Consider the following 16440-nt stretch of genomic DNA (forward strand, 5'->3'; position numbering starts at 1 on the left):
CAGTACTTCTGCCATCCGTTGCCGTTGGAGCGATTTTTTACTTTGTAATGCGCGCGATCTTCAATGCGGACAGAGCCGAGCGAGAAGCGGAGGCTACGGAACGTGCAGCTGTCACAGAATCCCGGCCGGCCCCGGAATCTGCGCCGGTGAACAGGGAGGACGGCGATTCCCAGCCCAAGGCCTGAATTGTCCCGCTGGCTTTGACGTGCCAATTTTTACGGACGATAATCAATGTGGATTAATCATTGGGCTTATTTGAGGAGTTATCGTGGCGCAGAAAGTCAAAATCATACTGATCGATGACCTCGACGGCGGCGAAGCTGAAGAGACCGTGCGCTTCGGTGTAGACGGTACGCAATACGAGATTGACCTTTCCTCCGCTCACGCCAAAGAACTCCGTGATGCGCTGGCCCCATATGTTGGAGCAGCCCGGCGGGAAAGCCAGGGTAAAGGCCGGCAGAGTGCGCCCGCCCGCAACCAGGAAGCCGCGCAGATTCGCGAGTGGGCCAAGGGCAACGGATACAACGTTTCCGCAAGGGGCCGGGTCAATTCAGAAATCATCGAGGCCTACCGCGCCGCGCAGCGGTAGCTCCCCGCAGGCCTGCCAGCACCGGTCCCAGTAGACGCGTCCTATCTCGCCTGTGGCGAACACGCTCCCCAAGGCTCCTGCATACACGTAGCATCGAATTACGCGTTAGCTAGGAGTGTGGCTCATGTTTGAGAGATTTACGGATCGTGCCCGTCGAGTTGTAGTGCTGGCCCAAGAAGAGGCCCGCATGCTCAACCACAATTACATCGGCACCGAGCACATCCTGCTTGGGCTAATTCATGAGGGTGAGGGCGTCGCCGCAAAGGCGCTTGAATCGCTCAGTATTTCCCTTGGCGCTGTGCGGGAGCAGGTGCAGGAGATCATCGGGCAGGGCCAGCAGGCGCCGTCCGGTCATATCCCGTTCACCCCGCGCGCCAAGAAGGTGCTCGAGCTTTCGCTCCGCGAGGCTCTGCAGCTGGGGCATAACTACATCGGTACCGAGCACATTCTGCTCGGGCTCATCCGCGAGGGTGAAGGTGTAGCCGCCCAGGTCCTGGTGAAGCTCGGAGCTGACCTGAACCGTGTCCGCCAGCAGGTCATCCAGTTGCTGTCCGGCTACCAGGGCAAGGAACCCGTTGCCTCCGGCGGCCAGCAGCAGGAAGGCACTCCCGCTGGTTCGGTGGTGCTGGACCAGTTCGGCCGCAACCTCACCCAGGCTGCCCGCGAGGGCAAGCTTGATCCGGTGATCGGGCGCGAGCTTGAGATGGAACGCGTCATGCAGGTCCTCTCCCGCCGCACCAAGAACAACCCGGTGCTCATCGGTGAGCCCGGCGTCGGCAAGACGGCCGTCGTCGAGGGCCTCGCGCAGGCGATCGTCCGCGGCGATGTTCCGGAGACCATCAAGGACAAGCAGCTGTACACCCTGGACCTCGGTTCACTGGTGGCAGGCTCGCGGTACCGCGGTGACTTCGAGGAACGCCTCAAGAAGGTGCTCAAGGAAATCCGCACGCGCGGAGACATCATCCTGTTCATCGACGAGATTCACACCCTCGTCGGAGCCGGTGCCGCCGAGGGCGCTATTGATGCAGCTTCCATCCTGAAGCCCATGCTTGCCCGCGGTGAACTGCAGACCATCGGCGCCACCACGCTTGATGAGTACCGCAAGCACATCGAGAAGGACGCCGCACTTGAGCGCCGCTTCCAGCCCATCCAGGTCCAGGAGCCCTCTGTAGCGCATGCCATCGAGATCCTGAAGGGCCTACGCGACCGCTACGAGGCTCACCACCGCGTATCCATCACCGATGCTGCGCTCGCGTCCGCTGCGAATCTCGCTGACCGCTACATCTCGGACCGCTTCCTGCCGGACAAGGCTATTGACCTGGTTGACGAGGCCGGAGCGCGCCTGCGCATCCGCCGCATGACGGCACCGCCTGAGCTCAAGGAGATTGATGAGCGCATTGCGGACGTGAAGCGGGAGAAGGAATCCGCTATTGACGCCCAGGACTTTGAGGGTGCGGCACGCCTGCGGGACCGCGAGCAGAAGCTTCATGACGAGCGCACCGATAAGGAGCGCCGTTGGAAGTCAGGCGGACTGGATGACATCGCCGAGGTTGACGAAGAACTGATTGCCGAGGTTCTCGCCAACTCCACCGGCATCCCCGTCTTCAAGCTCACGGAGGCAGAGTCCTCCCGCCTGCTCAAGATGGAAGACGAGCTGCACAAGCGGGTCATTGGCCAGGATGACGCCATCAAGGCGATCTCCCAGGCCATCCGACGCACGCGCGCCGGTTTGAAGGATCCCAAGCGTCCAGGCGGCTCATTCATCTTTGCCGGTCCCACCGGTGTCGGTAAGACTGAGCTGGCCAAGGCACTCGCAGAGTTCCTGTTCGGTGATGAGGATTCACTGATCACCCTCGATATGTCGGAGTACTCGGAGAAGCACACCGTTTCCCGTCTCTTCGGTGCGCCTCCGGGGTACGTGGGTTACGAGGAGGGCGGGCAGCTTACCGAGAAGGTCCGCCGTCGTCCGTTCTCCGTTGTCTTGTTCGACGAGGTGGAAAAGGCTCACGCAGACCTGTTCAACTCGCTCCTGCAGATCCTTGAAGATGGCCGTCTGACTGACAGCCAGGGCCGCGTGGTGGACTTCAAGAACACCGTGATCATCATGACCACCAACCTCGGTACCCGTGACATCTCCAAGGGCGTCATGACCGGCTTCCAGTCGGGCACAGACACCAACACCAGCTACACGCGCATCAAGGCGAAGGTCACGGAGGAGCTGAAGCAGCACTTCCGTCCTGAGTTCCTGAACCGTGTGGATGACACTGTGGTGTTCCCGCAGCTCACCCAGGACGAGATCATCCAGATCGTGGATCTGTTCCTCGAGCGGTTGAGCAAGCGCATGGCCGACAAGGGCATGACCATGGAACTTACTCCGGCCGCCAAGGTTCTTCTGGCCACCCGTGGCTACGATCCCGCAATGGGTGCGCGTCCCCTCCGCCGCACCATCCAGCGCGAGATCGAGGACCAGCTCTCCGAGAAGATCCTGTTCGGTGAGATCAAGTCCGGCGAACTCGTGTCGGTGGACGTTGAGGGCGAAGGAGACGAAGCCCGGTTCACCTTCGTGGGCCACGGCGCACCCAAGGAGATCGAGGACTCACCGGCGGCTATCGAGGCCACCGTTCCTGACTAAGTCAGCCTGAGTAGACCAGCTCAATCTGCATAAAGACATCCCGTACCGGCAGAGACCGGTGCGGGATGTTTTTTGCTGCGTGATCGGTGCCTTGAGCAATCGCATTACTCTCTCAGTGAAGAGGGGTGTGAAATGGCGCACTTCCGGTGGTAGTCATGGAGTATGACCTTCGACACCACGTCTCCAGAATCCGTGAAGCCGGCAACCCCGTTCCACGACCTCGAACACTACGTCGCCATCCCGCGGCTCGGCGGCCTGGCACTGAGCGCAGACGGCCACCGCCTAGTTACCTCGGTAGCTACGCTCAACCCGAAAGGCACGGGCTACGTCACAGCCCTGTGGGAGCTCGATCCGGAAGGCACTACCCCGGCCCGCCGGATCACACGCAGCGCCAAGGGCGAAGCCGGAGCTGCCTTCCTGGCCGACGGAGATCTGCTCTTCACCTCTGCCCGCCCCGACCCGGACTCCGAGGACGAGCCGGTGACTGCCCTCTGGAAGCTCCCGGCCCAGGGCGGCGAGGCCCGTGTGGTCCTCTCGCGGCGTGGTGGGGTGCAGGGTGTGGTCGCGGCGGCGAAGGCGGACGCCGCCGTCGTCATCGCTGAAGTGCTTGCTGGTTCGACAGATGAATCGGATGACGACGAACGCCGGAAAGCGCGCAAGGAAGCGGGGGTCGAGGCGATCCTGCACAGCGGCTATCCCGTGCGGTTCTGGGACGCTGACCTTGGGCCCTCCGAACCCCGCTACGCCATGCTTAAACCGGGCGAACGCGAGGACGCGTTGCCGACGACCATCGACGAGCAACCCCGGATGTCGCTCCGGAATATCACCCCCGGAGTCGATTCGTCCCTGCGCAACAACTCGCCGCGGATCAGCCCTGACGGGACCTTCGTCATCACTGGCCAGACCGTACCCGTCGGCAAAGGGGATCAGCGCACTGTCCTGGTCCGTATCGATACTGCGACGGGTGAGCGCTCCGTGATCCTCGATGACCCCGACTTCGACTACGACGCCGGCCCCATCAGCCCCGACAACTCGACCGTTGCGGTGTCGGTAAGCCGCCGCACTGGTCCGCACACCCCACCGAACGTGGAACTGGGCCTGCTGTCGCTCAATGGCCGGTCACTCACGCCGCTGGCACAGGAGTGGGACCGTTGGCCCTCGCCAGCCGCCTGGCTTCCGGACGGTAGCGCCCTGGTCGTCACAGCCGACGACGACGGCGCCTCGCCGGTCTTCGTGGTCGACGTCGCTTCGGGGGACGTCCGCAGGGTGACGCAGGACGCGTCGGCGTACACCGACGTCGTCGTAGCGCCAGAGGGAAACACGGCGTACGCGCTGCGCAGCTCCTATGAGTTCCCTGCCGAGGCCGTGCGGATCGACCTCAGCAGCGGCAGTGTTACGCCTTTGTCAGGCCCCGTGGAGCGATCCTCTCTGCCAGGACGGTTGGAGCGTGTGGAGACGACGGGTGAGGACGGCCATCCGGTTAAGTCGTACCTGGTACTTCCTGAGGGCGCCAGCGAATCGAACCCGGCGCCGTTGCTGCTGTGGATCCACGGTGGCCCGCTTGGTTCGTGGAACGCGTGGACGTGGCGCTGGTCGCCGTGGCTGCTGGCAGCGAAAGGCTACGCCGTGCTGCTGCCTGATCCCGCGCTGTCCACCGGATATGGCCAGAAATTGATCGAACGCGGGTGGGGAGCTTGGGGAGGCGCGCCTTACACGGACCTCATGGCGGCAACCGACGCCGTCGTCGTCCGCCCTGATATTGACGAGACCCGGACGGCCGCAATGGGTGGTTCCTTCGGCGGGTACATGGCCAACTGGGTTGCGGGGCATACAGACCGCTTCAGGGCGATCGTGACCCACGCGAGCCTGTGGGCACTGGACCAGTTCGGGCCGACCACCGATGCGTCCTACTACTGGGAAAAGGAAATGACGCCGGAAATGGCACTCGCCAATTCTCCGCACGCGCATGTGGAGGAAATCAATACGCCAATGCTCGTGATCCATGGGGACAAGGACTACCGGGTGCCCATCGGCGAGGGGCTGCGGCTCTGGTATGAACTGCTGTCCAAATCTCAGCTTCCCGCGGGCCCTGACGGGAAGACCGATCACCGTTTCCTGTACTTCCCTGATGAGAACCACTGGATCCTCAAGCCGCAGCACGCGAAGGTCTGGTACGGCGTCGTCGAGCACTTCCTTGCGCAGCACGTACTGGGGGAGAAGGTGGAGCTGCCGTCGGAACTGGGCATTTAGAGTCCCTAGACTGAATTGGTGACTTCTTCCTTCCGTATCCGCCGCGCCACTACGGCCGATGTGCCCGTCATCAAGCAGCTCGTTGCCCCGCTCGCCGAGGAGCGCGTCCTCATCGCCAAGGAGACGGTCGCCTACTACGAGGGGCTGCAGGAGTTCAAGATCGCCGAGAACGACGACGGCGCCGTGTTGGGCTGCGGTGCCCTCCACGTGATGTGGGAGGACCTGGCGGAGATCCGCACCCTTGCTACTGCTGAGGAAGCGCGTGGCAGGGGTGTGGGTGGTGCGCTCGTGGCGGCCCTGCTTGAGGAAGCGCGTGTCATCGGTGTGGGCAGGGTGTTCTGCCTGACCTTCGAGGAGGCGTTCTTCCGCAAATACGGATTCCAGGTGATGGCAGACCAGTCCGCAGTGGATCCAGTGGTCTACTCGGAGCTGCTGCGCTCGCATGATGAGGGCGTTGCGGAGTTCCTCGACCTCGCCCGGGTGAAGCCGAATACGCTCGGAAACACGCGCATGATCCTCGAACTGTAGCCAGACCGCCTCCATCCCGATAAAATAAGCGTGCTTGGTATTTGTGATTCGAGCAAGTCCTCCGGAACCGGAGGATGGAACGTCGACGAAAGGCGGATCGCCATGGGTGCAGACGACAAGACACAAAACAACGCTGAGAAGTTGGGCGGCAAGGTCAAGGAAGGTCTCGGCAAGGCCACCGGTAACCGGGATATGGAAGCCGATGGTCAGAAGGACCAAAGCAAGGCCGACCTCAAGAACGCGGGCGAGAACGTCAAGGACGCGTTCAAGAAGTAGCCGCACCAGCTGACAAAGACTGTGGGAAGGGATCCGTAAGGACCTTCCCACAGTTATGTCCGAGCCATTTGGTGAGACTGTTCACCTCCCTGACTTCTCCTGCCTCTGGGCAAGTGCGGCGGCTGCGGAGTACTCTGCAGAATGTCCGTTGGTGCACATCCGCGTGCTTTGCCCCGCGCCCGTCGGACAGAATCCCCAGGATTGACGGCACAAGGAGACTCAGGATGAAAAAGCTCATCAACGACCCGCAGTCGGTAGTGACCGAATCCTTGGAGGGGTTTGGCGCGGCCCATGCCGACCTCGTGGAGCTGCACACCGACCCGACGTTCATTACGCGCCGCGGAGCGCCCGTGCAGGGGAAGGTTGGGCTGGTCTCCGGCGGCGGCAGCGGCCATGAACCACTGCATGGCGGATTCGTGGGGCGGGGAATGCTCGACGCCGCGGTCCCTGGCGAAATGTTCACTTCGCCAACGCCTGACCAGATCATCCCGGCGACGCTCGCCGTGAACGGTGGAGCCGGCGTCCTGCACATCGTCAAGAACTACACCGGCGACGTCCTGAACTTCGAGACCGCAGCGGAGATGGCCCAGGCTGAAGGCGTGGACGTCAGCACCGTGCTGATCAACGACGACGTCGCCGTCGAGGACTCGCTGTACACTGCCGGCAGGCGCGGGGTTGGTGGAACGGTCCTGGTTGAGCGAATTGCGGGAGCCGCAGCGGAGCGTGGCGACGCCCTCGACGCCGTCACCGCGATTGCCCAGCGGGTCAACGACAGCGTGCGCTCGATGGGAGTGGCGCTCGCCGCCTGCACAGTCCCGCATGCGGGCGTGCCGAGCTTTGACCTTACCGATGACGAGATCGAAATCGGCATTGGTATTCACGGCGAGCCTGGCAGGCACCGCATCGCCATGGAGAACGCTGACGGAATCACCGACCGCCTCCTTGAACCTATCCTCACCGACCTCGGCTCAGCCAGCGGCGACCGCGTATTGCTGTTCGTCAACGGGATGGGCGGCACTCCCGCAAGCGAGCTGTACATCGTGTACCGCCGCGCGCGCCAGGTGCTCGCTGAGCGGGGCATCACCGTTGAACGGTCCCTGGTGGGCAATTACATTACGGCGCTCGAGATGCAGGGTGCGTCGATCTCGGTTCTGAAGCTCGACGATGAAATGGTGGAACTCTGGGATTCGCCGGTACTGACGCCGGCTCTGCGATGGGGAGTGTAAATGGCATTGGACGTCCGCTGGGCTGAAGCCTGGCTTCGTGAGTGCGCAAGCGTGCTGACCGAGCACCGTTCAGAACTGATCGAACTGGACCGTGCCATTGGCGACGCCGACCACGGAGAGAACATGCACCGGGGTTTCGGGGCGGTGCTGGCAAAACTCAACTCCAGCACAGACGGCCCCTCCGACACCCCCGCGGCTGCCTTGAAGCTCACCGCAATGACGCTGATGTCCACGGTTGGCGGGGCCGCAGGCCCGCTGTACGGCACGGCGTTCCTCCGCGCAGCCACAGCCTTGGGTGACACGCCGGAACTGGATGCTGCCGCCGTCGTGGGCTTGCTTACGGCAGCCCGCGACGGTGTCGTGGCGCGCGGGAAGGCTGAGCCGGGCGACAAGACCATGGTGGACGCCTGGACCCCGGCGGTCGAGGCGGCGCAAACGGCGCACTCTGCCGGTGCCTCACCGATCGAGGTGCTGCAGGCCGCCGCAAACGCAGCGCAGGCAGGCGCAACTGGAACCGAACCCCTGATCGCCCGTAAGGGCAGGGCGAGTTACCTCGGGGAACGCAGCGCCGGGCACCGTGACCCGGGTGCGGTGTCGACGGGCCTGATCCTGCAGGCCGCGGCAACTGTAGCCGAGCGGGCGGAGCAGGGGCAGTGACGGTCGGGTTGGTCATCGTGTCCCACAGCGTCCTGATAGCCGAAGGGGTGGTTGAGCTCGCGGGGCAGATGGCGCCGAATGTTCGGATTGTCGCTGCCGGCGGAACAGGCGACGTGCCCGCGCGCATCGGCACAAGCCTCGAGAAGGTACAAAAGGGACTGATCGCGGCGGAGCAGGGTGACGGCGTCGTCGTTCTGACTGACCTTGGTTCAGCGGTGATGACGGCGGAAATGACGCTCGAGTTCCTCCCGGCAGACGCACGCTCGCGTATCCGGCTGCCACGGGCTGCGCTCGTGGAGGGTGCGGTCGCTGCTGCTGTATGTGCCCAATCCGGTGGCTCCGTTGATGAAGTTGCGGCGGAGGCCGAATCCGCTGTCGTCTCGATTGATCCTGAGTCGCTGGAGCCCTTCGTTTCCCACGGCGCTGCCGCGCCCGGATCCGTTCCGGTGGAGGAGCCCTCGGGCCCGGTCGTAGAAGGTAGCTGGACCATCCGTAACAAGATGGGGCTGCACGCGCGGCCGGCCGCGGTGATCGCCCGCGCGCTGACCGACCTCGACGCCGAGGTAAGCATCAACGGCGTCGACGGCAAGTCAGTGATGCTGCTGATGAGCCTGGCCCTCGGGGAAGGCTCCGATCTTCGCGCTGAGGCTGCAGGGCCGCAGGCGCAGGACGCGATCGACTACATCGGGCGCGAGGTAACGGCGGGTTTCGGGGAGCTCTAGCGCATCAGGGCGTGCCCTCGACGGGGCCAGTGAGTCCGTCCCCGCCGAGCGTCAGTGAGAGCTGCAGCGCTTCGCCGGGACAGTTAGGCCCGTTAGGGTATACAGCTTCCGGAGTGCCCGTGGTGGTGTAGCGGGACCCGCCGGACACCAGGGTCACGTCAACCGGCCGCCCGCTGAACCCGTCAACGGGCACGAAACCCACCATGGTCCCGTCAGGACGTGCGCTGGCGGAGCAGCTTCCCTCCGGCTCGTCGGAGTCGCAGCCGAGGTCCACCGTTTCGCTACCCGGGTAAAGCTGAAGCTCGTAGGTGCGGCAAGCACCGTCGCAGACCTCAAGCGTGGGTTGGTCCAGCGTCAGGCCCTCGATAACGGTGACCGATACGCCCTCAGCCGCTCCCACAGCAGTGCAGGCCATGCCTGGACCGCCCGGGATCCCGCACCCGGCGCAGAGCACGACGGCGGTGACCACCAATCCCGTCCGAAAGTGTGCCATGCGAGCAGGATAGACCCGCTCCGCTTCGCCGCCGGGAACGATCAGGTATCGATCCCGGGTGGAATACTCACGCAGGCAACCGCAACCCGTGCGGCGTCTCCTCAGCCAGCCCATCGGCCAGGAGACCGTTCAGCGCACGCTCCAACTGTTCCACCGGCGTGTTGAGTCCGTACAGCTTCTCCAGCTCGACGGCGGTACCGTACGCAAGGTCAACCGGCCGCTCAGCGATGACCTGTCGTGGAATCGGGTCCCGCGCATGCCGTAGGACGTGCATGATCGCCCCGCGCACCTGCCGGTCCGTCCCCGCCCAGGCCTGGCCCTTCGGAACGTAGGTTGGTGCCGGCCGGCCTGCAGCCACCCACGCACACCGGTCCAACACCGGGCATTCCCCGCATCTCGGCGCGCGGGCAGTACAGACCAGGGCACCCAACTCCATTACGGCGACGTTCCAGCGGACGGAGGCGGCGTCGTCGTCGGGCATCAGGGACGCCGCACGCCGCATCTCGGCTGCGGTCAGGGATGGCGCGGGAAGTGCCTCACCGCCGATCAGGCGTGCTTGCACCCGGCGGATGTTGGTGTCCACAACCGTCTCCCGGCGACCGAACGCGAACGCCGCTACGGCAGCCGCCGTGTAGGTACCGACGCCCGGGAGTGCGAGCAGCTCGTCGTACGTGTCCGGGACATCGCCGTTGTGGCGCTCGACGACGACGGTAGCCGCCGCGTGCAGGCGCAGCGCCCGTCGGGGATACCCGAGCCGGCCCCAATGGCGCAACGCTTCACCGGATGCAGACGCGGCGAGGTCCGCGGGAGTGGGCCACCGTTCCATCCATTCCATCCAGACCGGGAGGACCCGCGGAACCGGCGTCTGCTGCAGCATGAATTCGCTGACCAACACACCCCAGGGCGTGCGCTTGGGCAGGCGCCATGGAAGATCGCGGGCGCCGTCGTCGTACCAGTCGCTGAGGCGGCGGTGCAGCGAACCAGCGTCCACGTTGTTCTCCTCCGCCATAGGGTCAATCGGCAGGATCCACCCTATCCGGCGCCGCGCTTGCGGGCCTCACACCGGGTGGCTGGCAGCTATGTGTGGCTGCGTCGGCGTGGTGTTCGCCCCTTCGCCGCAGGTGTCCTTAGCCTTGAAGCATGAGTTCGGCAGGAGGCACAGGCAGCAGCGGTGTTTCCGCACCCCGGCAGAAGCCGAGCCCGAAGGTACTCCGACGACGCCGGCAGGTCGCCGCCGTTCTTGCCCTCCTGATGGTGGGCGGTCTGGTCTGGGCCGGCTTCGCGGTTGTCGGACTGATTCGCGGTGACGGTGACCAGGCGGCCGCTTCCACCGAGGAGACCACCGCACCCGTGACGGAAATAACGGGGGAGGCGCCGCCGTCGTCGTCGGCCTCTCCCACTCCCACGCCAAGTTCCTCCCCAACCCCGACCGAACCGGTGTGCAACCCGGCGTCAGTCGAGGTAACCGCCTCAACGGACGCCCAAACCTATGCGCCGGATCAGAAACCCGTCCTCACGCTGACCGTGACCAACAAAGGGGACGCCGCGTGCCCGGTGAACGTCGGCACCTCGCAGATGGAGTTCCTGATCACCAGCGGCCAGGACCGGATTTTCTCGTCCAGGGACTGCCAGGCGAGTTCGGAGGATCTTGAACTGTCGATCGGACCAGGTGTGTCGGAGACAGCACGGTTCACCTGGGAGCGGGTCCGAAGCGCGGAAGGGTGCACGGCTGTAGAGGCGGTGCCCGGGCCTGGGCAGTATGTCCTCAAGACGCGAATCGGCGAACGCATCAGCAAAGAGGTTTCCTTCACCCTCCAGTGAGGACTACATGAAGCGGTCGAGCAGGCTGGTCTCGGCTATCCGCGAGAGGCCCTCCCGTACGGTGCGCGCCCGTTGTTCACCGATCCCGTCAACGGCCATGAGGTCATCGATATTGGCCGCCATGAGGTTCTGCAGCCCGTCGAAGTGGTCCACCAAGCGGTTTGCGACCGTAGGCGGGACGGCTTTAATGCCGGACAGCAGGCGGTAGCCCTTCGGCGGGACCACGGCTTCCAGCGAGTCGGTGGACGGATTGAACCCGAGCACGCTCGCAATGGTGCCCAGATCAATGAGGTCCGTCGAACTGAACGCCTGCAGTTGCGCGAGCTGCTCCTCGACCGGTCCCACCTCGCCGCCAAGCCCGGCGTAATCCCGCAGCACCATCTCGCTACCCGGACCGAGGCCGGTGGTGAGCTCCTCAACCTGCAGCGAAAGCAGCCGGCCGTCCACGCCGAGCTCGAGGACGTACTGCGAAATCTCCTCCGAGATGCGGCGCACCATCTCCTGGCGCTGAAGGGTGACCGCCACGTCACGGACCGTTACCATCGCCTCAATCTCCAGTGCGGAGAGTGATCCGGTGACCTGGTCCAGCCGTGCCCGGTAGCGTTCGAGAGTTGCGAGTGCCTGGTTGGCGCGGGCCAGCACTGGTTCCGAGCCTTCCAACACGTGGCGAAGCCCGTCAACGTACAGCGCAATGATCTGCATGGACTGGCTAACGGAAATGACCGGAACACCCGTCTGGATGGCCGTCCGCTCGGCGGTACGGTGACGGGTTCCCGATTCCTGTGTCTCGATCCGGTGATCCGGCACCAGTTGCACGCCGGCGCGGAGGATGTTGCTGGCGTCCCTGTCGCAGACGATGGCACCATCCATTTTGGCGAGCTCACGCAGCCTTGTGGGGGAGAAGTCGATGCCGATGTCGAAGCCGCCCGAACAGATGGAGTCCACCGTGCGGTCGAACCCGAGAACGATCAACGCTCCCGTCCGCCCGCGCAGAATACGCTCGAGCCCGTCGCGCAGCTGCGTACCCGGGGCCACACGGGCCAGGGTTGCCTTCAGCGCGTCCTCCGGACTGCGTACCATTTCACTCCCTCTCAAGGCCGCAACGGATTCGCTGACCAGCCGTTCTCATACTAGTGGTGAGCACTCGGGTTGCTTATGAAACGAACGCAGCTCAAATGTGTAACGTTTGCCCGTGACGGACCAGGACTGGTCCAGGACTCAGATGCAGGTGGACCGATGATTTCCGCCGGGTAAGGCCGTCTAAAGAGCGTTGGACGAATTTGTCTGGCCAATCGCTGCAGGACAATCAGGAGGAAAAGCATGGGTGCACCCCTCGTTTACGTCAGTTTCCCGGGAAATGCGCGAGCTGCGCTGGAGTTCTACGCGGACGTGTTCGGCGGGACGCTGGCACTGTATACCTACGAGGAGTTCAGCAGGACCGACGGCCCACCGGATGCTGTAGCCCACGCTGAACTCGGGGGAGTAGTGAGCCTCGCCGGTTCAGACGCCGCGGCAGGAGAAAAGCCGGTGCGGTGCGAGGGGCTTATGCTCTCGTTGCTTGGGACCGCCGATCCTATGGTTCTGCGCGGGTGGTTCGACCGCCTCGCCGATGGAGGTTTCATCACCGATCCGATGTCACAGAAGCCGTGGGGCGGAACGGATGGCCAGGTCACTGACCGGTTTGGCCTCTCCTGGCTGATTGGGTACGAGCCGGCTGAGTGAGTGTTCGGGCCCGGGAGTTACTGTTCCAGACTGCGCCCGTGCCTAGAACAGCAGCTCCAGTGCCTCCGTCAGAGTGCTGACCTGCTTCACCGTGAAGCCGGGCGGGATGCGGCCGGGCCCGTTGGGCGATTCAGGTACGACGGCGTGGGTGAAGCCCAGGCGTTCGGCCTCCTGGATCCGGCGCGAGATACCAGGTACCGGGCGCACTTCACCGGCCAGGCCAACCTCCCCGAAGGCGATCATCCGGGCGGGTAGGGACTGGTTGGTCTTTGCCGAGGCGATGGCCAGTGCAACCGAGAGGTCAGTGGCCGGCTCGCTGAGTTTCACTCCACCCACGGTGGCGACGTAGCTGTCGTCCTTGTGAAGTTGAAGTGACGCCCTGCGCTGCAGCACGGCAAGGAGCATGGACACCCGGGATGCATCCAGCCCGCTCACGGCGCGGCGGGGCTGCGCGTTCGCGGACTCAGCGAGCAGGGCCTGCACCTCGGCCAGCAGTGGCCGACGCCCCTCAAGCGTGACGGTGATGCACGTTCCCGCGACAGGCTCCTTGGTGCGGGAGACAAAGAGCCCACTGGGGTCAGCCAGCCCCACGATGCCTGTCTCCGTCAGGTCGAAGCAACCAACCTCATCGGTTGGCCCGTAGCGGTTCTTCACCGCGCGCATGAGGCGTAGCCGCGAATGCCGTTCCCCTTCGAACTGGCAAACCACATCCACAAGGTGTTCCAACAACCGTGGGCCGGCAATAGAGCCATCCTTGGTCACATGGCCCACCAGGAGCGTGGTCATCCCGCGCGTTTTCGCGGCGTTGATGAGCGACGCCGCAACCTCCTTGACCTGCGTCACGCCGCCAGCGCTCCCGTCCACCGCCGGGCTGCTGAGGGTCTGGACCGAATCCACGATGAGCAGCGCGGGATCAACGCTTTCCACCTGCCCGAGCGCCTGGCTGAGGTCCGATTCCGCCGTGAGGTACAGGGTGTCCGCGAGCGCACCGATGCGTTCCGCGCGAAGCTTCACCTGCGCCGAGGACTCCTCCCCTGTGACGTAGAGAACCGTGCGGCCGAGCCGCGCGACCTTCGCCGCGACATCCAGCAACAGGGTGGACTTTCCGACGCCGGGTTCACCGGCTACGAGGATGACTGCGCCCGGAACAAGGCCGCCTCCCAGCACCCGGTCCAGCTCCCCAACCTGCGTGGGCTGGTAGGAGGCAGTGGTTGAATCCACCTCGGCAATCCGAAGCGCCGGGCGCGCGACTGTTGTTGCCGCCGTCGTACGCGCTACTGAAGCCGCCGCCGTCTCCTCGACGCTGCCCCACGCCTGGCACTCGCCGCACCTGCCCACCCACTTAGCGGTGGTCCAGCCGCACTCACCGCAGCGGTAGGCGGGGGCTTGGACGCGGGAACGCGAGGTCTTTGCGGGCATGGATCAAACGTACCGGCTGGCCGTGACAATTTTCGTGACCAAGCGGCGCCTGTGGATCAGAGCCGCGGAAGGTAGGAAGCCGCGTCCTCGTGGGACAGCCCGGTGGCCTCCAACAGGTCGACAACCAGCGGGCGGTACAGGATCACCAGGCCCTCGCCTTCCAGGCGCTTCACGTCCAGGCGCGCCGGGTGCAGCAAGGTGGCCACCGAGGCGAGCTCCTCGCGTGCACGGCGGAGGTGTTCGTCGCGCTCCGAGGCTGTGGAGGAGGAGAGGGCCAGCGCGAGGACGTCAACGGCGTCGGCCGTTTCATCGATCACCTGCGCGAGGGAATGCACGGCCTCGTCCGACAACGCCGCGTGGTTGATCACAGAAGTGAGCCGCCGCGAGAAGACCCTGCTGTTGCGGACCGCCAGGTCGATGTACTCGATCGATCCGCCCAGCTCGCCAAGTTCGTCGCGGTGCCGCCGGTAGGCCGGAGACAACCGGGCAACCTCTCTCGCGGCGCTCATCGACGAGGACAGGCCGTCCATCAGTGGCTGGCAGTTCCTGGCGCGGACCAGCGCATGCCACGCCTGCGTCGCATCACTTTGCAGCAGCGCCCGTGCGTTCTCCCGCAGCACGCCGGCCAGTTCGCCGAGTAGTTTCCGGACGTCGCCCTTGGGCTCGCGGCGGGGGTCCCGCGGCGCGAGCACGGTGATCAGCAGCGCAAAAGCACCCCCAATCACGGCATCCACACTCCGCGTGAACGGCCCACCTTCCGGCGCGGGCAGCAGGACCACCAGTAGCGACTGCAGTGCCAGCTGGGTGGTGAAGATGGTGCCGCTGTCGAGGAACCGCGCAAGCAGTACGGAAATGAAGAGTACGACGGCGGCCTGCCACAGTCCCGTGCCGAGCGTCGCCAGGAGTATGTCCCCGACGGCGATGCCCAGCGTGCAGCCGATTCCCACTTCCAGGACCCGGCGCAGCCGCGGATCGCGGGAGAAGCCGAGTGCAATGAGCGACGACGTGGCTGCGAACAGGGGCCCCTCGTGGCCGAGCACCCGGTCCGCGAAAGCGTAGGAGCCAACGGCGCACACGGTGATCTGGAGTGCAGGGAGAAGGGAAGCGCGGCTCCGGCGCAGGCCCACCCGTGAGCGGTTGCGGATAAAGGACCGGGTCCGGTCCAGCCGCGAGCGCCGAGTCATGCCTCTGACCCTACCGCCGTGAGCGGTCCAGGAGCACAAAAGTGGTGGAGCGGCCCACCGTGCACAACCGGAGAGCGGCCAGCGGCGCCACCAGCAGCAACGCACCGGCTACCAGTTCCAGATACTCCTCAAGGTGGTACAGGACGGCGAGCACCACCGTCGGCGTACCCAGCTGAATCAGCTCACCAGCAGCGAATTCAAGCCCGACGCCGGCGAACACCAGGGTGGCGATGCCGAGGACAATCAGTCGGGTGGATGCCTCCGGGAGGAAGCGCGCGCTCAGCACCGCCATGATCAGGACCAGTACAGCCACCGGGATGCCGAAGATCAACCAGACGAACGTGAAGTCCTCGACGGCGACAAACTGCATTGCCAGGCCATCGAGCCGCTCGTGCAGCCACGTGCCTTCGTCGAGGCAGAGCAGGAACACCATGGCGGCAAGAATCCACCAGGCGCCACCTCCACGCACCTTCTGGTAATGGGCCAGGATGGCCGCGAACAGTAGGGTGACCGTAGCGGACGTGAGCTGGGCCACCGTCCACCAGGTGGGGAAGTTGCCCTCGTAGTTCACGTCAAAGTACACGCTGAACAGTGATTGTCCCCGTGGTTCGCCGGTCATCAGAGGTGACACGAGACTGAAGCCCACAACCAGGGCGTGGGCAATGCAGAGTCCAACCAGCAGGCGGCGCCACCGGGGCGGATGCCCGGGCCGCGCTTCCACGGATTGGAGGGCTGGCTTCTCCGTGGGCAGGTTGGGGAAACTGCTCTCGGAGGTCATCCTTCGAGTTTAGTGAAGAACAGGTTAAGAAAGCCCAAATGCTCCGTGTCGGCCATAGCCCATTACGCGGAAATGGCAAGACCTTCGGACCGTACTGCACCAAATGTCCGCCTGCCATTCACCTTCCGTTTACTTTGGCCCGT

At 64.6% G+C, this 16440-nt stretch carries 16 protein-coding genes; 10 read left to right on the forward strand and 6 right to left on the reverse strand.

The annotated features are described in order from the left end of the window. Positions 1–268: 268 nt before the first annotated feature. From ACWA1U_RS04795 to dhaM, 8 genes are all read left to right on the forward strand, one after another. A complete protein-coding gene (locus ACWA1U_RS04795) occupies positions 269–589 on the forward strand; it encodes a histone-like nucleoid-structuring protein Lsr2 (RefSeq protein ID WP_463724204.1) in 321 nt (106 codons plus the stop codon). A 124-nt stretch (positions 590–713) separates the two neighbouring features. Continuing rightward, positions 714–3221 (forward strand): ATP-dependent Clp protease ATP-binding subunit, encoded by a 2508-nt coding sequence (locus ACWA1U_RS04800; protein WP_463724205.1) that lies wholly within the window; start codon positions 714–716, stop codon positions 3219–3221. Between the two features lie 162 nt (positions 3222–3383). Then, a complete protein-coding gene (locus ACWA1U_RS04805) occupies positions 3384–5471 on the forward strand; it encodes a S9 family peptidase (protein ID WP_463724206.1) in 2088 nt (695 codons plus the stop codon). A gap of 18 nt (positions 5472–5489) precedes the next feature. Continuing rightward, on the forward strand, positions 5490–5999 hold the full coding sequence (locus tag ACWA1U_RS04810) for an amino-acid N-acetyltransferase (RefSeq protein ID WP_463724207.1): 510 nt from the start codon (positions 5490–5492) through the stop codon (positions 5997–5999). A 30-nt stretch (positions 6000–6029) separates the two neighbouring features. Then, positions 6030–6275, forward strand: a complete 246-nt coding sequence (locus tag ACWA1U_RS04815; protein WP_463724208.1) for a CsbD family protein — start codon at positions 6030–6032, stop codon at positions 6273–6275. 224 nt (positions 6276–6499) lie between these two features. Further along, positions 6500–7501, forward strand: a complete 1002-nt coding sequence (gene dhaK, locus ACWA1U_RS04820) for a dihydroxyacetone kinase subunit DhaK (RefSeq protein ID WP_463724209.1) — start codon at positions 6500–6502, stop codon at positions 7499–7501. Continuing rightward, positions 7502–8158, forward strand: coding sequence for a dihydroxyacetone kinase subunit DhaL (gene dhaL / locus ACWA1U_RS04825; RefSeq protein ID WP_463724210.1), 657 nt, complete (start codon positions 7502–7504; stop codon positions 8156–8158). Beyond that, positions 8155–8880 carry a dihydroxyacetone kinase phosphoryl donor subunit DhaM gene (dhaM, locus tag ACWA1U_RS04830; protein ID WP_463724211.1) on the forward strand — a complete coding sequence of 242 codons (726 nt, stop codon included), beginning with the start codon at positions 8155–8157 and terminating at the stop codon, positions 8878–8880. Before dhaL ends, dhaM begins: the two co-directional genes overlap by 4 nt. Positions 8881–8884: 4 nt before the next feature. Here dhaM and ACWA1U_RS04835 read toward each other — a convergent pair whose 3' ends face one another. Beyond that, on the reverse strand, positions 8885–9373 hold the full coding sequence (locus tag ACWA1U_RS04835; RefSeq protein WP_463724212.1) for a hypothetical protein: 489 nt from the start codon (positions 9371–9373) through the stop codon (positions 8885–8887). A 67-nt stretch (positions 9374–9440) separates the two neighbouring features. Next, positions 9441–10382 (reverse strand): HhH-GPD family protein, encoded by a 942-nt coding sequence (locus ACWA1U_RS04840; protein WP_463724213.1) that lies wholly within the window; start codon positions 10380–10382, stop codon positions 9441–9443. A gap of 131 nt (positions 10383–10513) precedes the next feature. On the opposite strand from ACWA1U_RS04840, the gene ACWA1U_RS04845 reads away from it, so the two are divergent. Further along, positions 10514–11194 carry a hypothetical protein gene (locus ACWA1U_RS04845; protein ID WP_463724214.1) on the forward strand — a complete coding sequence of 227 codons (681 nt, stop codon included), beginning with the start codon at positions 10514–10516 and terminating at the stop codon, positions 11192–11194. A 3-nt stretch (positions 11195–11197) separates the two neighbouring features. On the opposite strand, the gene disA is transcribed toward ACWA1U_RS04845, so the two are convergent. Then, positions 11198–12274 carry a DNA integrity scanning diadenylate cyclase DisA gene (gene disA, locus ACWA1U_RS04850; protein WP_463724215.1) on the reverse strand — a complete coding sequence of 359 codons (1077 nt, stop codon included), beginning with the start codon at positions 12272–12274 and terminating at the stop codon, positions 11198–11200. Positions 12275–12514: 240 nt separating this feature from the next. Here disA and ACWA1U_RS04855 point away from each other — a divergent pair, with 240 nt between their 5' ends. Next, a complete protein-coding gene (locus tag ACWA1U_RS04855) occupies positions 12515–12916 on the forward strand; it encodes a VOC family protein (RefSeq protein ID WP_463724216.1) in 402 nt (133 codons plus the stop codon). Between the two features lie 42 nt (positions 12917–12958). Here ACWA1U_RS04855 and radA read toward each other — a convergent pair whose 3' ends face one another. From radA to ACWA1U_RS04870, 3 genes are read right to left on the reverse strand one after another with little or no spacing between them, the layout of a single operon-like run. Continuing rightward, complete coding sequence (radA, locus tag ACWA1U_RS04860) at positions 12959–14335, reverse strand: DNA repair protein RadA (protein ID WP_463724217.1); 1377 nt, start codon at positions 14333–14335, stop codon at positions 12959–12961. Positions 14336–14391: 56 nt separating this feature from the next. Beyond that, positions 14392–15519, reverse strand: a complete 1128-nt coding sequence (locus ACWA1U_RS04865) for an FUSC family protein (RefSeq protein ID WP_463724218.1) — start codon at positions 15517–15519, stop codon at positions 14392–14394. Between the two features lie 10 nt (positions 15520–15529). Then, positions 15530–16297, reverse strand: a complete 768-nt coding sequence (locus ACWA1U_RS04870; RefSeq protein WP_463724219.1) for a hypothetical protein — start codon at positions 16295–16297, stop codon at positions 15530–15532. Positions 16298–16440 lie beyond the last annotated feature (143 nt).

It is taken from the genome of Arthrobacter sp. TRD_SC_6 (genome assembly GCF_055361185.1).

What these genes read in the sequence shown, in the direction of transcription:
- ACWA1U_RS04800 (WP_463724205.1), top strand. Translation starts at nt 714, where the DNA reads ATGTTTGAGAGATTTACGGATCGTGCCCGTCGAGTTGTAGTGCTGGCC.
- dhaK (WP_463724209.1), top strand. Translation starts at nt 6,500, where the DNA reads ATGAAAAAGCTCATCAACGACCCGCAGTCGGTAGTGACCGAATCCTTG.
- ACWA1U_RS04805 (WP_463724206.1), top strand. Translation starts at nt 3,384, where the DNA reads ATGACCTTCGACACCACGTCTCCAGAATCCGTGAAGCCGGCAACCCCG.
- disA (WP_463724215.1), bottom strand. Translation starts at nt 12,274, where the DNA reads ATGGTACGCAGTCCGGAGGACGCGCTGAAGGCAACCCTGGCCCGTGTG.
- radA (WP_463724217.1), bottom strand. Translation starts at nt 14,335, where the DNA reads ATGCCCGCAAAGACCTCGCGTTCCCGCGTCCAAGCCCCCGCCTACCGC.
- ACWA1U_RS04845 (WP_463724214.1), top strand. Translation starts at nt 10,514, where the DNA reads ATGAGTTCGGCAGGAGGCACAGGCAGCAGCGGTGTTTCCGCACCCCGG.
- ACWA1U_RS04865 (WP_463724218.1), bottom strand. Translation starts at nt 15,519, where the DNA reads ATGACTCGGCGCTCGCGGCTGGACCGGACCCGGTCCTTTATCCGCAAC.
- ACWA1U_RS04835 (WP_463724212.1), bottom strand. Translation starts at nt 9,373, where the DNA reads ATGGCACACTTTCGGACGGGATTGGTGGTCACCGCCGTCGTGCTCTGC.
- ACWA1U_RS04870 (WP_463724219.1), bottom strand. Translation starts at nt 16,297, where the DNA reads ATGACCTCCGAGAGCAGTTTCCCCAACCTGCCCACGGAGAAGCCAGCC.
- ACWA1U_RS04855 (WP_463724216.1), top strand. Translation starts at nt 12,515, where the DNA reads ATGGGTGCACCCCTCGTTTACGTCAGTTTCCCGGGAAATGCGCGAGCT.
- ACWA1U_RS04840 (WP_463724213.1), bottom strand. Translation starts at nt 10,382, where the DNA reads ATGGCGGAGGAGAACAACGTGGACGCTGGTTCGCTGCACCGCCGCCTC.
- dhaL (WP_463724210.1), top strand. Translation starts at nt 7,502, where the DNA reads ATGGCATTGGACGTCCGCTGGGCTGAAGCCTGGCTTCGTGAGTGCGCA.